The organism is Streptomyces sp. NPDC002680 (genome assembly GCF_042889145.1).
GTDB lineage: Bacteria > Actinomycetota > Actinomycetes > Streptomycetales > Streptomycetaceae > Streptomyces > Streptomyces adonidis.
The window spans coordinates 202,098-224,403 of sequence record NZ_JBIAQP010000013.1 but is presented as its reverse complement, the minus strand read 5'-3'; the positions used below and the strand labels follow the sequence as shown (position 1 = coordinate 224,403).

Below are 22,306 nucleotides of genomic sequence, written 5' to 3'. Positions count from 1 at the left end.
ACGGCGTGACTCAGTCCCGCAACCTGTCGATCTGGCGCAGCTTGTTCGTCGCGTCCAGGGCGGCCACCTTGTAGGACTCCGCGAGCGTCGGGTAGTTGAAGACCGCGTTGACCAGGTAGTCGACCGTGCCTTCGCAACCCATCACGGACTGGCCGATATGGATCAGTTCCGTCGCTCCCGTGCCGAAGCAGTGGACGCCGAGGAGTTTGCGGGTCTCCGGGCAGACCAGGAGCTTGAGCATGCCGTGGGAGTCGCCGATGATCTGGCCCCGGGCCAGTTCGCGGTAGCGGGAGATGCCCACCTCGAACGGGATGCTGTCCTCGGTGAGTTGGTCCTCGGTGCGGCCGATGAAGCTGATCTCGGGGATGGTGTAGATGCCGATGGGCTGGAGGTTGTGCATCTGGTCCACCGGCTCGCCGCACGCGTGGTACGCCGCCGCCCGGCCCTGTTCCATCGAGGTCGCGGCGAGGGCCGGGAAGCCGATGACGTCGCCGACGGCGTAGATGTGCGGGACCTCGGTGCGGTAGTGCTCGTCGACCGTGATCCGGCCGCGTCGGTCGGCTGACAACCCGGCCTTGTCGAGGGCGAGTTCGTCGGTGAGGCCCTGGCGGCCCGCCGAGTACATCACGGCGTCCGCGGGGATCTTCTTGCCGCTCTCCAGGATGGTGAGGGTGCCCCGGGGATGCCGTTCCACCGCCGCGACCGTCTCCCCGAACCGGAAGGTGACGGCCAGGTCCCGCAGGTGGTACTTGAGCGACTCGATCACCTCGATGTCGCACATGTCGAGCATCCCGGCCCGCTTCTCGACCACCGTGATCTTGCTGCCGAGCGCGGCGAACATCGAGGCGTACTCCATCCCGATCACCCCCGCGCCCACGATGACCATGGAACGCGGCACCCGTTCCAGGTTCAGCACGTTGTCCGAGTCCAGGACCGTCTGCTGGTCGAACTCGACGCTGTCCGGGCGGGCCGGCCGGGTCCCGGTGGCGATGACGATGTGCTCGGCGCTCAACAGCCGCTCGTTGCCGGTCACTTCACGCAGTGCGACCGTGTGGTCGTCGACGAAGCGGCCGGTGCCGGCGAACAGGGAGACATGGTTGCGGGACAGCTGGCTGCGGATGACATCGACCTCGCGGTCGACCACGTGCTCGGTGCGCGCGGTCAGGTCGGAGACGGTGATGTCCTCCTTGAGGCGGTAGCTCTGGCCGTACAGATCGCGCTGGGTGAGGCCGGTGAGGTAGAGAACCGCCTCGCGCAGGGTCTTGGAGGGGATGGTGCCGGTGTGGATGGAGACCCCACCGACCATGTCGGGGCGGTCGATGACGGCGACCCGGCGGCCGAGCTTGGCCGCCGCGATGGCGGCCTTCTGGCCGCCCGGACCGGATCCTATGACAAGCATGTCGAAGTCGGGCACCCTCGTGAGTGTGTCAGTCCGAGGCCGACGTTCGAAAGGGTGAACGGGCAACGATTGGCGCCCACTCCGGCCCGGGAGGGCCCAAGAAGCCCCGTAGGACTCAAGAAGGCTGCGGAGTGAGGCGTTCGAGGCCCTTGCGGTCGTAGTAGCGGGTCATCGTGAAGCCGAAGAGCAGCGCGAGCGCGGTGCCGATCGCGATCATGATCCAGGCGCGGGTCAGTCCGGCGTCCCCGCGGGCGTCGAAGTAGAGGATCGCGCGCACCCCGTCGCCGAGTTGCCGCATGGGTTCGAAGGCGGACAGGAAGCGGTAGAAGCCCGGGACCGCCTGGAGCGGGACCGTGGCCCCGGACGAGGGCAGGCCGAGGACGATGAACACGAACATCGACACGAGCTGCCCGATCCCGCCGAAGGCCGCGTTGATGGCCTGGACGCCGAGACCGACCGCGAGGGTGGCGCAGTACGAGTACAGCCACAGCAGGGGCAGGTGGTCGGCGTCCATGTCGAGGATGCCGACGGTGGCGAGCATGACCAGGGAGACGCTGAGGAGGGTGATCCCGGCGGTCATGCCCATCTTGAGCAGCAGGGTCTGGGTGCGGTCGATGGGCACGGTGGGCCGGCGCGTGTGCCAGGGGCCGATCTCGTTGTCGGCGTAACCGAGGGAGGTGTCCACCGCGTTGCTGATGACGTTGCCGCCCATGAATCCGGCCAGCACGAGCAGCAGCGTGAAGTAGAAGGTGGTCAGGCCGAGGCCGCTGTTGGTGCCGATGGGATGCCCGACCTGGGTGGTGACCGCGACCGGGTCGGCCAGCAGTAGCTTCGCCGTCGCATCGGCCCCTGTCGCGCTCGCCGTGAGCTGCTTGCCGATGTTCTGCGAGGCCTGATGGGCGGCTGCCGTGCTGATCTGACTGGCGAGGGAGGAACCGAGGCTGCCCTTGCCGGGATTGGTGAGCACGGTCAGCGTCGGACGTGCGGTGGCGCTCGTGCCGGTCAGCGCGGCGACGGAGGCGGTGAAGCCGTCCGGCACGACCAGCGCTCCGTAGAGCTTGCCCGAGTCCAGCTCGTCCTGGGCCTTGGCGAGGCTCAGTTCGCGCCACTCGGCCTTGTCGCCGCCGGAGGTGTCGGTGGTGACGGCCTGGACGATCTGCGCACCCAGGTTCTCCCGCTGACCGGTCAGCGGCTCGCCCCGGTCCGCGTTGACGATGCCGATGGGCAGATCGTGCAGATCGCGGTTGGGGCTCACGATGCCGCCCATGTAGAGCAGCGACAGCAGCAGCGCGAGCAGCCCGGTCAGGACGGTGGGCAGCAGCCACAGCTTGGGCCGGCCCAGCAGCGCGCCGGCACGCGCCTGGACACGGACGGCGGCGGGGGAGGGGGTTTCGGAGGATGTCTCGGAGGACTGACTGTCGTCGGCTGGCATGGCTCTCCGGTGGCTCTGGGGCGGCCCGGGACCGGAGGTGGTCGCCGCCCGCCCGGCCAGGATCAGGCGTACGGCGGCACGGCCGCGCGAGCGACTCGCCGAACCGGTGACGACAACGAACGTACAACTACCGCGCCATGTGCACCCGGACCCCGTCGAGCGCCACCGCCAGGACGCGGTCGCGCTGGGTCTCGTCGAGGAAGTTCGTCGAGGTGATGCCGGCGAGCATACGCACCAGGTCGTCGAAGGTCATGTCCTTGCGCGCCTCCCCGGCCACCTGCGCCCGCTCGAACAGCGGGCCGCCCGCCTGGTACATCGAGTCCCGGCAGGCCAGGAAGATCTCCGACTCGTGGTTCAGGGCCTCACGGACGGCCCGTTTGGTCACGGTGTACCCCACGAAACGGCGCAGCCACGCCGTGAGCGCCTCCCACGGCGGCTGGTCGGCGACCTCCAGCGCGAACCGGCACAGGGCGTCCACCTCGTCGGCGTACACGCTCTCGAAGAGATGGCGGCGGGTGGGGAAGTTCCGGTACAGGGTGCCGATGCCGACGCCCGCGCGCCGGGCGATGTCCTCCAGGGACGCCTCGGAGCCGTGCTCCGCGAAGGCCTCGCGCGCGGCGGCCAGCAGGGCGTCGTAGTTGCGCGCCGCGTCCTTGCGGTGCGGGCGCTGCGCCGCGGCGAAACCACTGACGGGGTACGGCTGTGCCGTCACGGATGCCTCCCTGGCCGGGCGCCGGTCCGGCGCGCTCGAAACGGATGTGAGCCTCCGGTATTGAAGCGGAGGTGGGCCTCCGATAGAGTGGAGGCGTACCTCCACTTTAGCAGTCGGGGGTGCGTTCCCCCTGTGACGCGTACGGCCGTGCGCATCGCAGGCATGCGCGAACGCCGCCCTCCTTCATTTCCCCTCCGCCACCTCTGTTCGGAGATGTCTCTCCCATGCCCCGCAAGTCCACTGGCTCCATGCGCGCCACACGCTCCACCCGCCTCACCTTCGCGGTCCTCGCGACCGGTGCGGGCGTGTTCTCCATGCTCCAGTCGCTGATCGCGCCGGCCCTGCCGACCGTCCAGCACGCCCTGGACACCTCGCAGTCCACCGCGACCTGGGTGATGACGGCCTTCCTGCTGTCCGCCTCGGTCTTCACCCCGATCCTCGGCCGCGTCGGCGACCTGATCGGCAAGAAACGCACCCTTGTCGCCGTCCTCGTGGTCGTGACGCTCAGCTGTCTGCTCGCCGCGCTCGCGCCGAACATCGGCGTACTGATCTTCGCCCGGGTCGTCCAGGGCGCGGGCGGCGCGCTGTTCCCGCTGTCGTTCGGGATCATCCGGGACGAGTTCCCGCCGGGTGAGGTGAGCGGCAGCATCAGCAACCTGTCCGCCGTACTCGCGGCCGGCGGCGGGGTCGGCATGGTGGCCGCCGGGCCGATCGTGACCGCGCTCGACTACCGCTGGCTGTTCTGGCTGCCCGTGGGTGTCGTAGCCGTCACCACGCTCCTCGCCGTCCGCTATGTCCCCGAGTCGCCCAACAGGGCGGTGGGACGCGTCAGTTGGCTCGGTGCCGTACTGCTGTCGGCGTGGCTGGTCGCCCTGCTGCTGCCGCTCAGCCAGGCGACCCGATGGGGCTGGGGCTCGGGCCGGACGATCGGCCTGTTCGTGGCCGCCGTACTCCTCTTCGCCCTCTGGCTGCTGACCGAGGCGCGCTCCAGCACCCCCCTCATCGACCTGAAGGTCATGCGCCTGCCCGCCGTGTGGACCACGAACACCGCCGCGCTGCTCTTCGGCGCGGGCATGTACTCGATCTGGTCCTTCCTCCCCGGCTTCGTCCAGACGCCCGCCTCCGCCGGGTACGGATTCGGCGCGAGCGTCACCTCCGCCGGACTGCTCATGCTGCCGATGCTGATCGCGATGTTCCTGTCGGGCGTGCTGGGCGGCCGGCTGACCCCGGTGTTCGGCGCCAAGAAGCTGCTCACCGCCGGTGCCGCGCTCGGCGCCGTCGCCTGCGGATTCCTCACCCTCTGGCACGACGAGCAGTGGCAAGTCGCCTTCGTGGCAGGCGTGTTCGGCCTCGGGATCGGACTGGCCTTTGCCTCGATGGCCAACCTGATCGTCGGCAGCGTCCCGCCCGAGCAGACCGGCGCGGCGACCGGCATGAACGCCAACGTCCGCACCATCGGCGGCTCGATCGGCGCAGCCCTGACCAGCGTCCTGGTCACGAGCACCCTCCAGCCCTCGGGCCTCCCGTACGAATCCGGCTACACCCACGGCTTCGCCCTACTGGCCCTCCTCTGCCTGGCAGCCGCCCTGGCAGCCCTCCTGGTACCGACCACCCGTACAGAACAGCCCCTGGGTGCAGCACGAACCGCCGCCGACCCGTCACCCGCGCAGCCCGAGACCGCCACCCGCACCTGACCAAGGTTCAGCCGGGGGAGCCGGCCCGTGCCCCGGTTTTTAGGGGCGCGGGGAACTGCGCGACAAGCCCCCACCGGCCCGCGGTGAACGAACTACATGTCCCGCGGATCCTCCTGAGACGGAGCGCCGCCGTCAGCCACCGCTCACGTTGGCCGTCAGCAGGCGCAGCAACTGCTTGGCGAGCGCGTCCTGTTCGGGCGTCAGGCCCATCGCGTCGCCGATGGCGAGAGGCACCGTGCCCGCCCGGTCGCGCATCGCGGCACCCGCCTCGGTGAGGCGGAGGGCGACCGAGCGCTCGTCCTCCGCCCGCCGCTCCCGCCGCAGCAGGCCATTGCCCTCCAGTCGCTTCAGCAGCGGGGAGAGAGTGCTCGACTCCAGCTGGAGGGCGTGGCCGAGGTCCCGTACGGAGATCGAGTCCTGCTCCCACAGCACCAGCATCACCAGGTACTGCGGATAGGTCAGACCCAGCTCGTCCAGGAGTGGCCGGTAGCGGGCGGTGACCGCCCGGGAGGCCGCGTAGAGGGCGAAGCAGAGCTGGTCGTCGAGGAGCAGGGAGCCCTCCTGCGGCGGTGCACTTCGGGGTGCGCTCACGGTGCGACTCCTGTGTTCGTGCGGTGTCCCCTCGATCGTATCGGACACCAATTAGTCGTCAGCTAATAAGTCGTGAGCCAATTAGTTGTGTACGACTTAATCGAGCGCTACTCTTCAGATGTGCCCGCCGCTCCCGGCGAAAACCGCACCCGATCCGAGGAGATCGCCATGACGACCGACACCCGCCCCGTTCTCGAACCCGCCGCAGCCGCCTTCGCCGAGGCGACCGCGAACCCGCCGTACCTCTTCGACCTCGGCCCGGCAGAGGGCCGTAAGACCGTCGACGAGGTGCAGTCGGGCGAGATCACCAAGCCCGCCGTCGACGAGGAGTGGGTCACCGTCCCCGGCGGTCCCACCGGAGAGGTCCGGGCGCGGATCGTCCGCCCGGCCGGGGTCCAGGGCGTACTGCCGGTGATCGTCTACATCCACGGCGCCGGCTGGGTCTTCGGCAACGCCCACACCCATGACCGTCTGGTGCGCGAACTGGCCGTCGGGGCACGGGCCGCGGTCGTCTTCCCGGAGTACGACCTCTCGCCCGAGGCCCGCTACCCGGTCGCGATCGAGCAGAACTACGCCGTCGCCCGCTGGATCGTCTCCGACGGCGCCGACCACCACCTGGACGCCATCCGGATCGCGGTGGCCGGTGACTCCGTCGGCGGCAACATGGCCGCCGCCCTGACCCTGATGGCCAAGGAGCGGGGCGATGTGCCGCTCGTCCAGCAGGTCCTCTTCTACCCGGTGACCGATGCCTCCTTCGACACCGGCTCCTACCGCCAGTTCGCCGAGGGCTACTTCCTGCGCCGGGACGCCATGGAATGGTTCTGGGACCAGTACACGACCGACGCGTCCGAGCGCGCCCAGATCACCGCGTCGCCGCTGCGCGCCACCACCGACCAACTCACCGGTCTGCCCCCGGCGTTGGTCATCACCGCCGAGGCCGACGTCCTGCGCGACGAGGGCGAGGCGTACGCGAACAAGCTGCGCGAGGCGGGCGTACCCGTCACCGCCGTCCGCTACCAGGGGATCATCCACGACTTCGTGATGCTCAACGCCCTGCGCGGGACGCATGCCGCCGAGGCCGCCATCGGGCAGGCGATCGGCACCCTGCGTACGGCACTCGGCACCGTCTGAGGCTCACATGGCGTCGAGGTAGTCCCGCAGGATCTGGGAGCGGGACGGGTGGCGCAGCTTGGACATCGTCTTCGACTCGATCTGCCGGATCCGCTCGCGCGTCACGCCGTACACCTGGCCGATCTCCTCCAGGGTTCTCGTCCGGCCGCCGGACAGGCCGTAGCGCAGGGAGATGATCCCGGCCTCCCGTGGCGTCATGTCCGCGAGGATGGACCGGATGGTCTCCTGGAGCAGCAGGAAGGTGACCATGTCCATGGGCGTGACGCTGTCGCGGTCCTCGATCAGGTCGCCGAACTCGCCGTCGCCGTCCTCGCTGAGGGCGGTGTGCAGCGAGACGGGTTCCCTGGTGTAGGAGGCCAGTTCGGGGAGCCGCTCCACGTCGACGCCCGCCTTCTCCGCCAGCTCCTCCGGCGTGGGTTCCTTGCCGAGGTCCTGGATCAGCTCGCGGCGGGTGCGGGCCACCCGGTTGATGACCTCGACCAGATGGACGGGGATCCGGATGGTCCGGCCCTGGTCGGCCAGCGCGCGGGAGATCGCCTGCCGGATCCACCAGGTCGCGTACGTCGAGAACTTGAAGCCCTTGGCGTAGTCGAACTTCTCGACCGCCCGGATCAGGCCTGTGTTGCCCTCCTGGATCAGGTCCAGGAACAGCAGCCCCCGGCCCGTGTAGCGCTTGGCGACGGACACGACCAGCCGGAGGTTCGCCTCGATGAGGTGGGACTTGGCGCGCTCCCCGTCCGCGGCGACGATCTCCAGCTCCCGTCGGAGCACGGCGTCCTCGGGCGGCTCCTCCAGCAGTTTGTGCTCCGCGTACAGCCCGGCCTCGATGCGCTTCGCGAGGTCGACCTCCTGTTCGGCGCTGAGGAGCCGGACCCGGGAGATGAGCCGGAGATAGTCCCGCACCTGGTCGACCGAACCTCCCGCGTTGCCGAGCCGGGGGAGGGGAGCATCGCTCTCGTCCTCGGTGGCCGGGTCGAACACTTCGGTCACCTCGGTGTCGGTCGCCATCGTGCTCACTTCCTCTCCAGGAGTGCACGCAGGAACGTCCCTGTATGAGAACGAGCCTCGGCCGCCACGTGTTCCGGAGTGCCCTGGGCAATCACCCGGCCGCCGCCGGTCCCTCCCTCCGGCCCCATGTCGATCACCCAGTCCGCCGTCTTCACCACATCGAGGTTGTGCTCGATGACCACGACCGTGTTCCCCGCGTCGACGAGTCGATGCAGTACGGCCAGCAGGCGCCGCACGTCGTCGACGTGCAGCCCGGTCGTCGGCTCGTCCAGTACGTACAGTGTGCGCCCCCGCGTACGCCGCTGGAGTTCGGCGGCGAGCTTGACGCGCTGCGCCTCGCCGCCGGAGAGGGTGGTGGCCGCCTGGCCGAGCCGGACATAACCGAGGCCGACGTCGTGCAGGACGCCCAGATGCCGGGAGATGATCCCGTGCCCGTCGAAGAAGGCCAGAGCCTCCTCGACGGTCAGGGCGAGGACGTCGGCGATCGACTTCCCCTTGTAGTGCACCTCCAGGGTCTCGCGGTTGTACTGGGCGCCCTGACACACCTCGCACGGCACATACACGTCCGGCAGAAAACTCATCTCGACCCTGATCGTGCCGTCGCCGAAACAGTGCTCGCAGCGCCCGCCCTTGACGTTGAACGAGAACCGGCCCGGCAGATAGCCGCGCACCTTCGCCTCCGGGGTCTGCGCGAACAGCTTGCGGAGGTGATCGAACAGGCCCGTGTACGTCGCCGGATTGGAGCGCGGGCTGCGGCCGATGGGGGACTGGTCGACCTGGACGACCTTGTCGATCTCCTCGATCCCGGTGATCGTCCGATGGCGTCCCGGCACCTGGTGGGCCCGGTACAGGCGTTTGGCGAGGGCCGCGTGGAGGATGTCGTTGACCAGCGTCGACTTGCCCGATCCGGAGACGCCGGTGACCGCGACGAACTGCCCGAGCGGGAACGACACCGTGATGTTTCGGAGGTTGTGCTCGGACGCGTCGTGGACGGTGAGTTCACGGCCCTCGGTACGCGGTCTGCGCGTCGCCGGGAGCGGAATCCGGCGGCGGCCGGAGAGATACGCGCCGGTGAGGGAGGTGGGGTGGGCCAGCAGCTCCTCCGTACTGCCCGAATGGACCACGTGTCCGCCGAGTTCACCGGCGCCCGGACCGATGTCCACGACCCAGTCGGCGATCCGCACGGTGTCCTCGTCGTGCTCCACGACGATCACCGTGTTGCCCCGGTCGCGCAGCCGCAGCAGCGTCTCGATCAGCCGCCGGTTGTCGCGCTGGTGCAACCCGATGCTGGGCTCGTCCAGCACATACAGCACCCCGACCAGTCCGGCACCGATCTGCGTCGCGAGCCGGATGCGCTGTGCCTCCCCGCCCGACAGACTCGCGGCGGGCCGGTTCAGGGACAGGTAGTGGAGCCCGACATCGAGAAGGAAGCGGAGCCGTTCGGTGATCTCCGCCAGTACGGTTTCGGCGACCCGGAGTTCCCAGCCTTTGAGTTTCAACTCACCTATGAACAGGGCCAGTTCATCGATCGGCAGCGCGGTCAGCTCGGCGATGTTCCGGCCGCCCACGGTGACGGCCAGCACGCTCGGCCGCAGCCGTGCCCCCGCACAGGCCGGACACGGCACCTCGCGCATATAGCCCGCGAACCGCCCCTCACCGTCGGCCTCGGCGTGGCGACGCCGGATGTGCGGCAACACCCCCTCGAACCGGGTGAGATGCGAACGCTCGCGCCCGAACCGGTTCCGGTAGGAGAGGTGCAGCTGCCCCGGGGACCCGTGCAGCACGGACTTCCGTACGGCGGCGGGCAGTTGGCGCCAGGGTGTGGCGGTGCTGAAGCCGAGTTCGGCGGCCAGCGCTTCGAGGAGGCGGGCGAAGTAGTCGGCGCCGCTGGTGTTGGTCCAGGGCGCGATCGCACCCTCGGCGAGCGACAACTCCGCGTCCGTTACGACGAGTTCGGGGTCCACCTCGGTACGGGCGCCGAGGCCCGCGCACTCGGGGCAGGCTCCCCAGGGCGCGTTGAAGGAGAACAGGCGCGGCTCCAGTGACTCCAGGTCGATGTCGTGGGCCCGGGGGCACGCCATCCGCTCCGAGAACCTCGACTCCCGCTCGGGAGCGGTGACTTCGAGGTCCACGAAGTCGGCCCAGACGACACCGCCCGCGAGACCGAGGGCCGTCTCGACGGACTCCGTCAGCCGCTGTCGTACCCCCGGTTTCAGCGTCAGCCGGTCCACGACGACCTCTACGGAGTGCTTGACTCGCTTGTCCAGCACGGGTGTTCCGCCCGACAGGGGCAGGGTGACGCCGTCCACCCGGACCCGGCTGAAGCCGTCCGACATCAACTGGCGGAAGACCTCGGCGTGTTCACCCTTGCGGTCCCGGACGACCGGGGCCAGCAGCTGGACGCGCGCACCCTCGTGCCGCTCCAGCAGCCGGTCCACGATCCGCTGCGGGGTCTGCCGGCTGACCGGCTCGGCGCACACCGGGCAGTGCGGGCGGCCGACACGGGCGTACAGCAGCCGCAGATGGTCGTAGACCTCGGTGATCGTGCCGACGGTGGAACGGGGGTTGCGGCCGGTCGTCTTCTGGTCGATCGCGATGGCCGGCGACAGGCCCTCGACGACATCGACATCGGGTTTGTCGAGCTGCCCCAGGAACTGCCGCGCGTACGCCGACAGCGACTCCACATAACGCCGCTGCCCCTCGGCGAAAATGGTGTCGAACGCGAGACTCGACTTCCCGGAACCGGACACCCCGGTGAATACGATCAGCGCGTCCCGGGGCAGCTCCACGGAGACGTCCCGGAGGTTGTGCTGACGGGCGCCCTTGATGACGATGCGGTCTTTCACCCCTTCGACCGTAGAGGGCAGGGGGCCGTAGGGCTGCCGAATCGTTATCAACTTTTTTGGGGCCGGGAGATCGGGATCGCCCCGTCAGCAGTCGCGGAACTCCGGTGACTGGTTGAGGACCTGCGAGCGCAGCGAGGTGAAGCGGGCGTAGGTCTCGCCGTTCTGCGCGCCGGGGTGGAAGGCCGCGACCCGGTGGCAGTTCTGGAAGGCGAGCGCGATGCCGAAGTGCCGCTCCAGGCTGCCCCGGATCGCGTCGCTGGCCAGCGCCCGCAGCAGTTGGCCGCGCTCCTGCTCGGAGGGCGGCGGGGTCTGGTTGTCGGCGAACTCGGCGGTGCCGCCCTGGAGTTCGGACGCGAGGTCCGCGATGAGGTCGTAGGCGTAGGGGAGGGAGGTGCGGACGGTTTCGACGAAGTCGTCCTCGCGGATGTCACCCTGCTCGGCTTCGGCGAGGAGCTGGGGCGAGACGTCGAGCGACATGAAAGGGGTGTCCTGTTCTTTCGATCTCATGAAGTGGTGCAGTGGGGCAGTGGGGTGTGGTCAGGTGAAGGCGGCGGGCCCGTGCACGAACTCCGGGTCCACCTGATCCGCCAGGTCGAGGCCCGTCGCCTTGTCCGCCCACGCCTGGGCGTTGCGCAGATGGAACTCGACGGCGTGCCGCTGGAAGGTGGTCCAGTCCTTGGGGCGGGCGTCGAGCGCGTCCTTGAGCTGGTTCAGCGCGTGCCGGTTGTGCGGTTCCAACTCGCCCTGGTCGCGGCCCTGTTCGGCGGCGCGCACCCAGGAGGACTGGACGAAGTGGGTGAGCAGGTCGTCGCCGGTCTCCTCCTTGAGGAAGAGCAGGTCGTCCTCGCCGGTGACCTTGTTGCCGATCACCGCGAGCGGAATCCCGAACTCGCGGGCGTGGTCGCGGTACTGGCGGTAGACGGAGACACCCTTGCGGGTCGGTTCGGCGACCAGGAACGTCATGTCGAACCGGGTGAACAGCCCCGAGGCGAAGGCGTCCGCGCCGGCGGTCATGTCGACGACGACGTACTCACCGGGACCGTCGACGAGATGGTTGAGGTACAGCTCCACCGCGCCCAGCTTGGAGTGGTAGCAGGCGACGCCCAGGTCGCTCTCCTCGAAGGCGCCGGTCGCCATCAGCGGTACGCCGCCCACCCGTTCGACGTGCCGCTGGTGGATCTCGTCGTCGCCGAGCGGGCGCAGCAGCCGTGAGCCACGGCCGGCCGGGGTCGTCTTGACCATGGCCTCGCGCGACTCGACGCGCGGGTTGGTGCCGCGCAGGAAGTCCTTGATGTCACCGAGGTGGGCGCTGAGCGGCGGCGCGGCGAACGCCTCGCCCCCGACCGGGTCGAGCGCTTCGGCGAGGTGCTGGTTGATGTCGCCGTCGATGGCGACCACGGGCGCGCCGGAGCGTGCGAGATGGCGGGAGAACAGTGCGGACAGCGTGGTCTTGCCGCTGCCGCCCTTGCCGACGAACGCGACGCGCATTACCGGGCAGCTCCTCGACCGGCGGCGGCCTCTTTGCCAGCCGTTTTGAAAATGAATGTCATGTGGCAAGTATTTATGCGGCGCCTGGGGTCCTGTCAAATCGCCTCGCCCTCAACTGGGGTGCAGCGGTGTCGAGTTGGGCGGCCATTTGTTCGACGTTCCTAAATGCATATCATGTGCAAGTGCATCCTTACGGCATCAGGACGGCGACCCCCGGTGACCTCGACGGCGCGCGGGCCGTCATGCTCGACACCGTCTACCGCGACTTCGGGACGGGGTACGTGCCCCGCTGGCACGGCGACATAGTCGACCCCGCGTCCGCATATCTCGCGCCCGCCCGCCACACCCTCCTGGTCGCGGTCGACGAGCGCGACGCGAACGTCGTGGCCACCGCCGCCCTCGACTCGCGCGGCCCCCTGCATCCGCCGAACCCGCGCCATGTCGCCGAGCGCTATCCCTCGGGCGCCACCGCGCAACTGCGCCGGGTGTACGTGCGTCCCGAGCACCGCAGGCGCGGTCTGGCCCGGCGGCTGGTGGCCGAACTGCTGGCCTTCGCGGCGGCCGACGGTGGGTATCGCGCGGTGTATCTGCACACGGACCCGGCGGTGACCGGCGCCGAGGGCTTCTGGCGGTCACTGGGCAAGGTCGTGCACGACGAGCGCGAGGACGTGGGTGGCGGGCAGAGCGTCGTCCACTTCGAGGTTCCGCTGGAGCTGTGATCGCAGGCGGCCGCTCGGGCTGGCTACTGGAAATGATAATCATATAGGGTCCAGTTTCCGTGCGGCCTCCGTCCGTGCCGCACCGCCCCCTTCACAGAACTGAGGATCATGCGCACCCCCCGCCGTCGCCGACTGCTCGTCGGACTGCTGTTCGCCCCGCTGCTCACCGGTTGCTTCGCCTCCAGCGGCAGCGACGACGGCGACTCGTCGTCCGACGCCGGGTCCGGCCCCCGGCTGAAGGTCGCGCTCGCCTTCCCGCCCGCCGAGAACCTCTCGCCGTACGGTGCCGACGCCACCCTGCTCAGCCGCCTGGGCGTCACCGAGGGCCTGACCGCCCTGGACGCCAACGGCTCCGCCGCCCCCGCGCTCGCCGAGTCCTGGACCCGCCAGGACGACCGCACCTGGCAGTTCACCCTGCGCGAGGCCACCTTCCAGGACGGCACCGCCGTCACCGCGGCCACCGTCGCCGCCGCCCTCACCCACGCCACCCAGGCCGAGCCCGAGCCGGCCGCCCTCACCGGCGTCACCCTCACCGCGAAGGCCGCGGCCGACGGACGCATATCCGTCACCACCGCCGAGCCCGACCCCGTGCTCCCGCTGCGCCTCTCCAGCCCCGGTCTCGCCGTCCTCGCGCCCAAGGCGTACGCGAAGAAGGGCACCGTCGACCCCGTGGGCACGGCCACCGGCCCCTTCGAGCTGACGAAGACCACCGGCTCCACCGCCGCCACCCTCGACCGCTTCGACGACTACTGGGGCGGACGCGCCCAGGCCGCCGGCATCGACGCCCGGTTCATCGCCGACGGCACCGCCCGCGCCAACGCCCTGCGCACCGGCCAGGTCGACATCGCCGAATCGATCCCCGTCGCCCAGGCCGCCTCCCTCGACAAGGCGACCCGCCGCGAGACCGCCACGGCCCGCACCACCTCCCTGCACCTCAACACCAAGTCGGGCGTGTTCAAGGACGCCGAGATGCGCGCCGCCGCCCGCGCCGCCGTGGACACCTCCGCCATCGCCGACGGTGTCTACGAAGGCCACGCCGACGCCGGCCAGGGCATCTACGGCCCGGCGCTCACCTGGGCCGAGGGCAAGCGCGTCCAGCCCACCGGGCGCGCGAAGGCGGCGGCGCCCGACGGCACGGCCGTCACCCTCGCCACGTACGACAACCGGCCCGAACTCCCGGAAGCCGCCCAGGTGTTGAAGCAGCAGCTGGAGAAGGCCGGGTTCAAGGTGACGCTGGAGGTACGGGAGTACTCGCGCCTCGAAAGCGACGCGCTGGCCGGGAAGTTCGACGCCGTCGTCGCCGCCCGCAACACCATGCTCGACTCCGGTGACCCCGTCTCCGTGCTCGCCAGCGACTACACCTCCGACGGCGGCTACAACCTCTCCCTCCTCTCCGACAAGAAGGTCGACCGGGCCGTCGCCGAGGCCGAGGGCATCGAGGACACCGCCAAGCGGCAGGACGCGGCCCTGGCGGCGGAGGCCCTGATCCTCGGCGCCGACGCCGTCGTCCCGCTCGTCCACCAGCGGATCATCACCGGCGTCGACGCCGGCGTACAGGGCGTGCTCCTCGATCCGTACGAGCGCACGCTGGTCGGTACCGGAACCCGGCGCTGACCCGTGCGGGGTCGTGTGGGCACGCTCCTGTGGCGTGCCCTGCTCGCCGCGCTGCTCGTGTGCGGGATCGGCCTGCTGCCCTGGCTGACCCGCACCGACCCGGCGCTCACCGTGCTCAAGGCCCGGTCGGCGGAGCGCGAGGCCACCCCGGCCGTGCTGGCCGACATCCGGGAGCAACTCGGCCTGGACGCCGGTCCGTTGCGGCTGCTCGGGGAGTGGCTCGGCGGGCTGCCGCGCGGGGACGCCGGGCGGTCCTGGATCTCCGGGAGCGAGGTCATGCCCGGAGTGCTGGAGGCCCTCGGCGCCTCGCTGCTGCTGATGGCCGTGGCGCTGACCATCGCCGTTCTCGTCGCCGCGCTGGTGTGCGCCCCGACGCTGTGGAGCGCCGGGCGGCGGGGCACCGGCGGCAGCGGTTCGGCGATGGTCGCCGCACTGCCCGAGTTCCTCACCGCGTCCGTGCTGGCCACCGTCGTCGGCGTCCAGCTCGGCTGGCTGCCCGCCCTCGGCTGGTACGGCTTCCAGTGGACGATCCTGCCCGGGCTCGCCATAGGCCTGCCCGCCGGGGCGCTGCTCGGCCGGCTCCTCGACGATCTGCTGCCCGGTGCCTTCGCCGAACCCTGGGCACTGGCCGCCGCCGCACGCGGCATCCCGGCTAGGCGGATCGCGAGCCAGGCGGTACGCCGCTGCCTGCCCGGACTGTTGCCTAACGCAGGCCTGTTCGTCGTCGGGCTGACCGGCGGCTCGGTCGCCGTCGAGCAGATCTTCGACATCCCCGGCCTCGGCCGCACCGCCCTCCAGGCCGCCATCGCCCAGGACCTGCCGGTCCTCCAGGCGAGCACCCTCGCCCTGGTCCTGCTGGCAGCGCTGGCAGCGGGCGGAACCCGGCTGACAGCCCGACTGCTGATCGGCCCTGCCCTGCGTGACGGCGGCCTCTCCTCCCTGCACCGCCCCCGCCCGCCCGCCCGCCGCACCCCACCCCTCCTGTTCGCCGGAGTGCTGCTCGGCGTCGTCGCCCTGGGCCTGCCACGCGACCCCCTGGCTCTGGACACCCGGGCCCGGCTCCAACCCCCGTCCTGGACACACCCGTTCGGCACGGACGCGCTCGGCCGCGACGTCCTCGCCCGCGTCGGACACGGCGCCCTCGACACGCTCCTGCTCGCCTCCGCGATCAGCGCCGCAGCGTTGCTGATCGGCCTGGTGCTGGGGCTGGTTCCCCGCGTGTCCGGACCGCTCGTCGACACGGTCAACGCGATACCGCCCGTACTCGCCGCGCTGCTCGTCACGGCGGTAGTGGGCAGCGGCGGGGCCACCCCCGCGCTCGCAGTGACCGCCGTCGCCTGGGCCCCGCTGGCCGCGCACACCGCCGCACTGCTGCGCCAGGAACGGGCCACGCTGCATGTCACGGCGACCCGGGGTCTGGGCGCCGACCGCTGGTACGTCCTGCGCCACGAACTCCTGCCCGCCGCACTGCCCCCGGTCACCCGGCACGCCCTACTGCGCCTGCCCGCAGTCGCGTTGGCCCTCGCCGCCCTCGGCTTCCTCGGCCTCGGCGCCCAACCACCGTCCCCGGAATGGGGATTGCTCCTCGCCGAGAACCAGCCGTACGCGGAACGCGCCCCCTGGGCGGTCCTCTCCCCGGCGGCCGTACTCGCTCTGCTCGGCGCGTTGGCAGTGACGGCTGCGGGACTCAGGGTTCGGCGGCCGCGGAGGGCGGTGCGGGCGGATCAACCGCGTCCGGAATCACGAGAGTTGGTCTTCCAGTGACCATCGCCGACGGCAAGGCGACCAGCCAGATGCGGCTGTCGCCGCTGCTCCGGCTGCTGATCCTCACCCAACTCGCCTTCAACGTCGGGTTCTTCGCCGTTCTGCCCTTTCTCTCCGAGCACCTCGGGCAGGCGATCGGCATGGCCGGCTGGCTCGTCGGGTTCGTGCTCGGGCTGCGTACCTTCAGTCAGCAGGGGCTGTTCGTGGTCGGCGGTGCGCTCGCCGACCGGTACGGCATCCGGCCCGTGGTGCTCGCGGGCTGCGCCCTGCGCATCGCCGGCTTCGCCTGGCTCGGCTACGCCGACTCGACCGCGACCGTCATCGGCGCCGTCCTCCTCATCGGCTTCGCCGCCGCGCTCTTCTCGCCCGCCGTCGAGTCCGAGGTCGCCCGGCAGGCCGTGGTCTGGGAGGAGCGGGGCAACGGCTCACGCACCCGCGTCCTCGCCCTGTTCACCGTCGCCGGACAGGCGGGCGCCTTCGTCGGGCCGCTGCTCGGCGGACTGCTGCTGTCCGTCGACTTCCGTGTCGTGTGTCTCGCGGGCGCCGGAATCTTCGTACTCGTCCTCGCCGGGCACGCCTGGCTGCTCCCGCAGCACATACCCGGCAGGGAGCGCATACGCGCGAAAGGGGGCGTGCGCACACTGCTGCGCAACCGTCGGTTTCTCGCACTCTGCTCCGCGTACGGCGCCTATCTCCTCGCCTACAACCAGCTGTACCTCGCACTCCCCGCCGAGGTCGAGCGCGCGACCGGCTCGCAGACCGCCCTGGCCTGGCTGTTCGCCCTCTCCTCCCTGCTCGTCGTGACCGCCCAACTGCCGGTCACCCGCTGGGTCGGCGACCGTCTCGCCCTGCGCCGCTCGATGATCGTCGGCATGCTGCTGATCTCCGCCGGATTCGCCGTCGTGGCGCTGGCCAGGCCCGCGGCCTGGACCGGAACCGTCGGACTGCTGCCCGCCGCCGGGTTCGTCGTCCTGCTCACCCTCGGCCAGATGCTGGTCGCGCCGGTCGCCCGCGCCTGGGTCCCCGACCTCGCCGAAGAGGGTCGGCTCGGGCTCTACACCGGCGCCCTGTCGTCGGTTTCCGGCCTGATCGTGCTGGTCGGCAGCTCGCTGACCGGCACCCTCCTCGACACCGGACTGCCCGCCGCCGTCCCTTGGCTGGTGCTGGCCGCCGTACCCCTCGCGGCCATCGCCGTACTGCCGCGACGGGCCTGACCGGTGGCCGGGGGAGCACCTGCAGGGTCTGGGGAGTGCGGCGGTGGGGCATGCCGATTGGTAGCGTCACACCACCCGCGCCGACACGCGCGGGTGAGGGGCGCCGAGCACCGCCGAGCAGGACCATGAACAACCGAGCACGACCAAGTACCAGCAACAAGTACTACCGACCTACCGACCGATGAAACGTACGCGTTTTCGTACAGGGGGGCCCATGGCCACGATTCGCAGGGCAGTCATTCCCGCAGCCGGACTGGGGTCCCGGCTGCTGCCGCTCACCAAGGCGACACCGAAGGAGATGCTGCCCGTCGGTGACAAGCCCGTCATCGAGCACACCGTCCGGGAGCTCGTGGCCTCCGGCATCACCGACATCACCATCGTCGTGTCCGGCGACAAGGGGCTGATCCAGGACCACTTCCGGCCCAACCCCGGCCTCGTCGACCAGCTGCGCGCCGACGGCAAGTCGGCGTACGCGGACGCCGTGGAGGAGGTCGGCGAACTCTCCCGGCTCGGCCACATCACCTACCTCTACCAGCAGGGCCCCTACGGCAACGGCACCCCCGTCCTCAACGCCTCGCGCAACATCGGCGACGAGCCGCTGCTCGTGCTCTGGCCCGACGACGTGTTCGTCGCCGAGGTCCCGCGCGCCCAGCAGCTGATCAAGGCGTACGAGGCCACCAACTCCCCGGTCCTCGCGCTGATGCCGATGGACCCGGGCGACTCGCAGCGCTACGGCGTCCCCGTCGTCAAGGAGGACCTCGACGACGGGCTGCTGCGCATCACCGGCCTGGTCGAGAAGCCCCGCCCGCAGGACGCGCCCTCGTCGTACGCGGCCATCGGCGGCTACGTCATCACGCCCGGCATCATCGACGAACTGCGCGAACAGACCAAGCGCTGGTACGACCACCGCACCGGTGAGGTCTATCTCACCGACGCGATCAACGCCTACGCCGCCAGCCGCGCCGTCTACGGCCAGGTGATCCACGGCCGCTGGTACGACACCGGCAACCCCCTCGCCTACCTGACCGCCCAGTTCGCGGCAGCGCTCAACGACCCGGAGTACGGCCCGCATCTGCGCCGCCTGGCGAAGGAACTGGAGGATCAGGAGACCGCAGGAGCAGAATGACTCCGCGGTCCTGGCTGGGGGTGGTGACCGTCGGAGTCGGGTGGCTCCGCGGTCCCGTTCTGGGGGCTCTGCCCCCAGGCCCCCGTATCGCGCTGAACGCGCTCGTCCTCAAACGCCGGACGGGCTGAAATGTCCCGGTCGGCGCTCATGGACCGGGAGGGGCGACCCGTCGCATGGTGCCGGAATCCGGCCGTGGGAGGATCCCGGCACGATGAGCGACGCGTCCCCGGCGGTACGGAGTCTGCGCGCCGTGGTGTTCGCCGCGGTGGGTGTCCTGCTGGCCGCCGCCGCGCACGGCCTCGCGACCGGCCGGCCACCGGGCCTGACGGCCGACGGCCTCGGGTTCGCGGGCGTGTTCGCCGCCGGGTGGCTGCTCGGCGGACGGGAGCGGTCGCTGCCGGGGATCGGTGCCCTGACGCTGGCCACCCAGGCGGGGCTGCACCTCGCGTTCGGGGCGGTGCGCGGCCGGACCATGGCGCCCATGCATCACCCCGGGATGTCGATGGCCCACGCGCACTCCCACGTCATGAGCGCCCACGTCCTCGCCGCCCTGGCCGCCTCCTGGTGCCTGCGGCGGGGCGAGGCCGCGCTGTGGTCGCTGCTGAGCTGGGCCGTCGCCTTCGTGCCGGGTCTCGCCGCCTGGTGGCGGGACGCGCCCGCCGTGGTGCCCCGCCCGGTCCCGGTGCGCATGTCGGCGGCGGTCGCCCGGCCGCGTCGGCTTCTCCTCCGATACGCGGTGAGTGGTCGAGGGCCGCCCGCAGGGCTGTCGTACACGCCCTGAAAGTCCTCGACAGCAGTCACCAGTACGGAAATACGGAGTTCCGCTCATGTTCCCCACACGCATCACCCTGCGCCGCGCCGGCGTCGTCGCCGGTCTCACCGCCGCCGGTGTCCTCGCGGCGGCCGGTTCCGCCTTCGCGCACGTCACCGTGCACCCCGAGAGCTACGCCAAGGGCGCCACGGACGGCGTCCTGACCTTCCGGGTCCCCAACGAGGAGGACACGGCGAGCACCACGAAGGTCCAGGTCTTCCTGCCCACCGACCACCCCGTCCTCGGCGTGCTGGTCACGCCGGAGCAGGGCTGGACCGCGAAGGTCACGACCACCAAGCTCAAGACGCCGATCAAGACGGACGACGGGACGATCACCGACGCCGTCTCCGAGATCACCTGGTCCGGCGGCAAGATCGGGGAGGGGGAGTACGAGGACTTCGACGTCGCGTTCGGTCAACTCCCCGATGACGCGGATCAGCTGGCCTTCAAGACCCTCCAGACCTACTCCGACGGCAAGGTCGTTCGCTGGATCGAGACGCCTGAGGCGGGGCAGGAGGAGCCGGAGAATCCGGCGCCCACGCTGAAACTGACAGCCGCGACTTCACCGGCGGTGGCTTCCGTCAAGAGCGAGGCCGGTCAGGCCTCGGCCTCGGCCAGTGACTCGACCGCTCGTGGGTTGGGGATCGCCGGGTTGGTTGTGGGGGTGCTGGGGCTTGGTGCGGCGGCGTTCGCGTTGATCAGGACCCGAGGTTCACGTTCGTCGAGTTAAGGGATGGGTAGTTCTTCGGCCGCGGGGCGGTGGGGGCTGGTCGCGCCCCGCGGCGGAGCCGCTGATCAATACAGCCCCGCGCCCCTGTCGGGGCGCTGCGCGCACCCTCCTTCACCAGGCCCGTACCTCAGCGGGACACGGACTCGGCCGGAACCAGTGCGCGCAGCTGCTGCTCCACGTCGGCGAACGACGCGGTCGGCACCGTACGCGGGTGGGACGTCCGGTACAGCCACAGGATGTCCCGGCCGAACGACCAGACCAGCGTGCCCAGGGCCAGCGCGACGACCGCCTGCGTGGCCGCGAGGGGCAGGTAGCCGGAGGCGCCGACCAGCAGCAGGATGCCCTGGAGGGCGGCCACGGTCTTGCGGGCGGTGCTCGGGGGGAGCGGGGCGTTCAGCCAGGGCAGGACGCGGGCCGCCGCCACGAAGGCGTAGCGCATACCGCCGATCAGCAGGACCCAGGGGCCCAGCGACATCGACACGTACACGCTCAGCACCAGGATCAGGAACGCGTCGACCTCCATGTCGAAGCGCGCGCCCAGCGTCGAGCAGGTGCCGGTGCGGCGGGCGACCTTGCCGTCCACGCCGTCGAGGATCAGGGCCACGGCCGTCAGACCGACGAACAGCGTGACCGGCGGTGAGCTCTCGAAGGAGTCCGCGACCAGCGCGGTCACCCCGCCGACCAGGGTCGCCCGGCCGAGGGTCACACGGTTGGCGGGGCCGAAGGACTTCGACCCGGACCGGTGCAGCGCGCGGGACAGAACGGCCCAGGTGGCGAACGCGAACGTCAGCCCGGTCAGCCAGCCCGCCGGGCCCAGACCGATGGCGGAGCCCAGCAGGGCCAGCAACAGGATCTGAATGCCCGCTCCCAGAGCGGTCTCCTGCTGTGCCGGCCTTACGTCGTACGTGTAGTTCAGGGCCACCGCTCGTCCTCCGCCGTATGTACAGAGTGGATCATGCCGCGTACTGTGCGCGGACTGTGCACATCTCGGTACGTGAACAACTTCCCAAGCGTTCAGGAGGACTCCGATGAAGCGCGCCGCACGTGCGTTCTGGATCGGTTCGCCGGACCACGGAGAGATCCGTGACGTCGAGCCGGCGGCGCCCGGCGAGGGCGAGGTGCTCGTACGCACCCTGTTCTCCGGCGTGAGCCGTGGCACGGAGACGCTCGTCTTCCGGGGCGGGGTCCCGGTCAGCCAGTACGCGGCCATGCGGGCGCCGTTCCAGGAGGGCGACTTCCCCGGGCCGGTGAAATACGGCTACCTCAACGTCGGTGTCGTGGAGGAGGGCCCGGACGCGCTCGTCGGCCGTACCGTCTTCTGTCTCTATCCGCATCAGACGCGGTACGTCGTCCCGGTCGGCGCGGTGACAGTGGTGCCGGACTCGGTGCCCGCCGAACGGGCGGTGCTCGCCGGGACCGTGGAGACCGCGGTGAACGCCCTCTGGGACGCGGCGCCGCTCGCCGGTGACCGGATCGCCGTGGTCGGCGGCGGGATGATCGGCTGTTCCGTGGCCGCCCTGATCGCCCGCTTCCCGGGCGTGCGCGTGCAGTTGGTGGACGCCGATCCCGGGCGGGCGAAGACCGCCGAGGCGCTCGGCGTCGACTTCGCGCTGCCGCAGGACGCCTTGGGGGAGTGCGACCTGGTCGTCCACGCGAGCGCCACGGAGGCGGGGCTCGCGCGCTCGCTCGAACTCCTCGGCGCCGAGGGCACGGTGATCGAGCTGAGCTGGTACGGCGACCGGCGCGTCAGCCTGCCGCTCGGCGAGGCCTTCCACTCCCGGCGGCTCACCGTGCGCAGCAGCCAGGTGGGGACCGTGTCACCGTCCGCGCGGCCCGGCCGTACGTACGCCGACCGGCTCGCCCTCGCCCTCGACCTGCTGGCGGACCCGGCGCTCGACGCCCTGATCACCGGGGAGAGCGACTTCGAGGAACTCCCGGACGTGCTGCCGAAGCTGGCCTCCGGGGAGATCCCGGCCCTCTGCCACCGCGTCCGCTATTCCGATTGAACAAGCCGTTGAACCCGTTGA

At 70.7% G+C, this 22,306-nt stretch carries 19 protein-coding genes; 10 read left to right on the top strand and 9 right to left on the bottom strand.

Annotation, left to right across the window (positions count from 1 at the left end):
- Positions 1–10: 10 nt before the first annotated feature.
- The 3 genes from sthA to ACFYXF_RS32075 form a co-directional block, all read right to left on the bottom strand.
- Positions 11–1,414, bottom strand: a complete 1,404-nt coding sequence (gene sthA / locus ACFYXF_RS32085) for a Si-specific NAD(P)(+) transhydrogenase (protein ID WP_389354912.1) — start codon at positions 1,412–1,414, stop codon at positions 11–13.
- A 100-nt stretch (positions 1,415–1,514) separates the two neighbouring features.
- Complete coding sequence (locus ACFYXF_RS32080) at positions 1,515–2,831, bottom strand: YhgE/Pip domain-containing protein (RefSeq protein WP_389354911.1); 1,317 nt, start codon at positions 2,829–2,831, stop codon at positions 1,515–1,517.
- 127 nt (positions 2,832–2,958) lie between these two features.
- Entirely contained in the window at positions 2,959–3,543 is a 585-nt protein-coding gene (locus ACFYXF_RS32075) for a TetR/AcrR family transcriptional regulator (protein ID WP_389354909.1), read from the bottom strand.
- A gap of 248 nt (positions 3,544–3,791) precedes the next feature.
- Here ACFYXF_RS32075 and ACFYXF_RS32070 point away from each other — a divergent pair, with 248 nt between their 5' ends.
- A complete protein-coding gene (locus tag ACFYXF_RS32070) occupies positions 3,792–5,237 on the top strand; it encodes an MFS transporter (RefSeq protein ID WP_389354907.1) in 1,446 nt (481 codons plus the stop codon).
- Positions 5,238–5,369: 132 nt separating this feature from the next.
- Here ACFYXF_RS32070 and ACFYXF_RS32065 read toward each other — a convergent pair whose 3' ends face one another.
- The gene (locus tag ACFYXF_RS32065; RefSeq protein ID WP_389354906.1) at positions 5,370–5,828 is read right to left on the bottom strand and encodes a MarR family winged helix-turn-helix transcriptional regulator; all 459 of its coding nucleotides are present in this window, start codon (positions 5,826–5,828) and stop codon (positions 5,370–5,372) included.
- Between the two features lie 168 nt (positions 5,829–5,996).
- Between ACFYXF_RS32065 and ACFYXF_RS32060 the strand changes: the two genes are divergently transcribed.
- Positions 5,997–6,959, top strand: coding sequence for an alpha/beta hydrolase (locus ACFYXF_RS32060; RefSeq protein WP_389354904.1), 963 nt, complete (start codon positions 5,997–5,999; stop codon positions 6,957–6,959).
- Positions 6,960–6,962: 3 nt separating this feature from the next.
- On the opposite strand, the gene ACFYXF_RS32055 is transcribed toward ACFYXF_RS32060, so the two are convergent.
- The 4 genes from ACFYXF_RS32055 to ACFYXF_RS32040 all read right to left on the bottom strand — a co-directional run bounded on the left by ACFYXF_RS32055 (position 6,963) and on the right by ACFYXF_RS32040 (position 12,301).
- Positions 6,963–7,967 carry an RNA polymerase sigma factor gene (locus ACFYXF_RS32055; RefSeq protein ID WP_389354902.1) on the bottom strand — a complete coding sequence of 335 codons (1,005 nt, stop codon included), beginning with the start codon at positions 7,965–7,967 and terminating at the stop codon, positions 6,963–6,965.
- Between the two features lie 5 nt (positions 7,968–7,972).
- Positions 7,973–10,813 (bottom strand): excinuclease ABC subunit UvrA, encoded by a 2,841-nt coding sequence (gene uvrA, locus ACFYXF_RS32050; protein ID WP_389354900.1) that lies wholly within the window; start codon positions 10,811–10,813, stop codon positions 7,973–7,975.
- Between the two features lie 84 nt (positions 10,814–10,897).
- Positions 10,898–11,290: an SCO5389 family protein gene (locus ACFYXF_RS32045; RefSeq protein WP_235473749.1), complete on the bottom strand. Its 393-nt coding sequence runs from the start codon at positions 11,288–11,290 to the stop codon at positions 10,898–10,900.
- Between the two features lie 60 nt (positions 11,291–11,350).
- The gene (locus ACFYXF_RS32040) at positions 11,351–12,301 is read right to left on the bottom strand and encodes an ATP-binding protein (protein ID WP_389354898.1); all 951 of its coding nucleotides are present in this window, start codon (positions 12,299–12,301) and stop codon (positions 11,351–11,353) included.
- A gap of 182 nt (positions 12,302–12,483) precedes the next feature.
- Between ACFYXF_RS32040 and ACFYXF_RS32035 the strand changes: the two genes are divergently transcribed.
- The 7 genes from ACFYXF_RS32035 to ACFYXF_RS32005 all read left to right on the top strand — a co-directional run bounded on the left by ACFYXF_RS32035 (position 12,484) and on the right by ACFYXF_RS32005 (position 20,279).
- A complete protein-coding gene (locus tag ACFYXF_RS32035; RefSeq protein WP_389354896.1) occupies positions 12,484–13,020 on the top strand; it encodes a GNAT family N-acetyltransferase in 537 nt (178 codons plus the stop codon).
- A 108-nt stretch (positions 13,021–13,128) separates the two neighbouring features.
- On the top strand, positions 13,129–14,634 hold the full coding sequence (locus tag ACFYXF_RS32030; RefSeq protein ID WP_389354894.1) for an ABC transporter substrate-binding protein: 1,506 nt from the start codon (positions 13,129–13,131) through the stop codon (positions 14,632–14,634).
- A gap of 3 nt (positions 14,635–14,637) precedes the next feature.
- On the top strand, positions 14,638–16,398 hold the full coding sequence (locus ACFYXF_RS32025; RefSeq protein ID WP_389354893.1) for an ABC transporter permease subunit: 1,761 nt from the start codon (positions 14,638–14,640) through the stop codon (positions 16,396–16,398).
- 29 nt (positions 16,399–16,427) lie between these two features.
- Positions 16,428–17,612: an MDR family MFS transporter gene (locus tag ACFYXF_RS32020; protein WP_389355095.1), complete on the top strand. Its 1,185-nt coding sequence runs from the start codon at positions 16,428–16,430 to the stop codon at positions 17,610–17,612.
- Between the two features lie 214 nt (positions 17,613–17,826).
- Positions 17,827–18,738: a UTP--glucose-1-phosphate uridylyltransferase gene (locus tag ACFYXF_RS32015; protein ID WP_389354891.1), complete on the top strand. Its 912-nt coding sequence runs from the start codon at positions 17,827–17,829 to the stop codon at positions 18,736–18,738.
- A 211-nt stretch (positions 18,739–18,949) separates the two neighbouring features.
- On the top strand, positions 18,950–19,519 hold the full coding sequence (locus tag ACFYXF_RS32010) for a hypothetical protein (protein ID WP_389354889.1): 570 nt from the start codon (positions 18,950–18,952) through the stop codon (positions 19,517–19,519).
- 46 nt (positions 19,520–19,565) lie between these two features.
- Positions 19,566–20,279, top strand: a complete 714-nt coding sequence (locus tag ACFYXF_RS32005) for a YcnI family protein (protein ID WP_389354887.1) — start codon at positions 19,566–19,568, stop codon at positions 20,277–20,279.
- Positions 20,280–20,406: 127 nt separating this feature from the next.
- Here ACFYXF_RS32005 and ACFYXF_RS32000 read toward each other — a convergent pair whose 3' ends face one another.
- A complete protein-coding gene (locus ACFYXF_RS32000) occupies positions 20,407–21,201 on the bottom strand; it encodes a CDP-alcohol phosphatidyltransferase family protein (protein WP_389354885.1) in 795 nt (264 codons plus the stop codon).
- Between the two features lie 106 nt (positions 21,202–21,307).
- Between ACFYXF_RS32000 and ACFYXF_RS31995 the strand changes: the two genes are divergently transcribed.
- On the top strand, positions 21,308–22,285 hold the full coding sequence (locus ACFYXF_RS31995) for a zinc-binding alcohol dehydrogenase (protein ID WP_389354883.1): 978 nt from the start codon (positions 21,308–21,310) through the stop codon (positions 22,283–22,285).
- Positions 22,286–22,306: the final 21 nt, after the last annotated feature.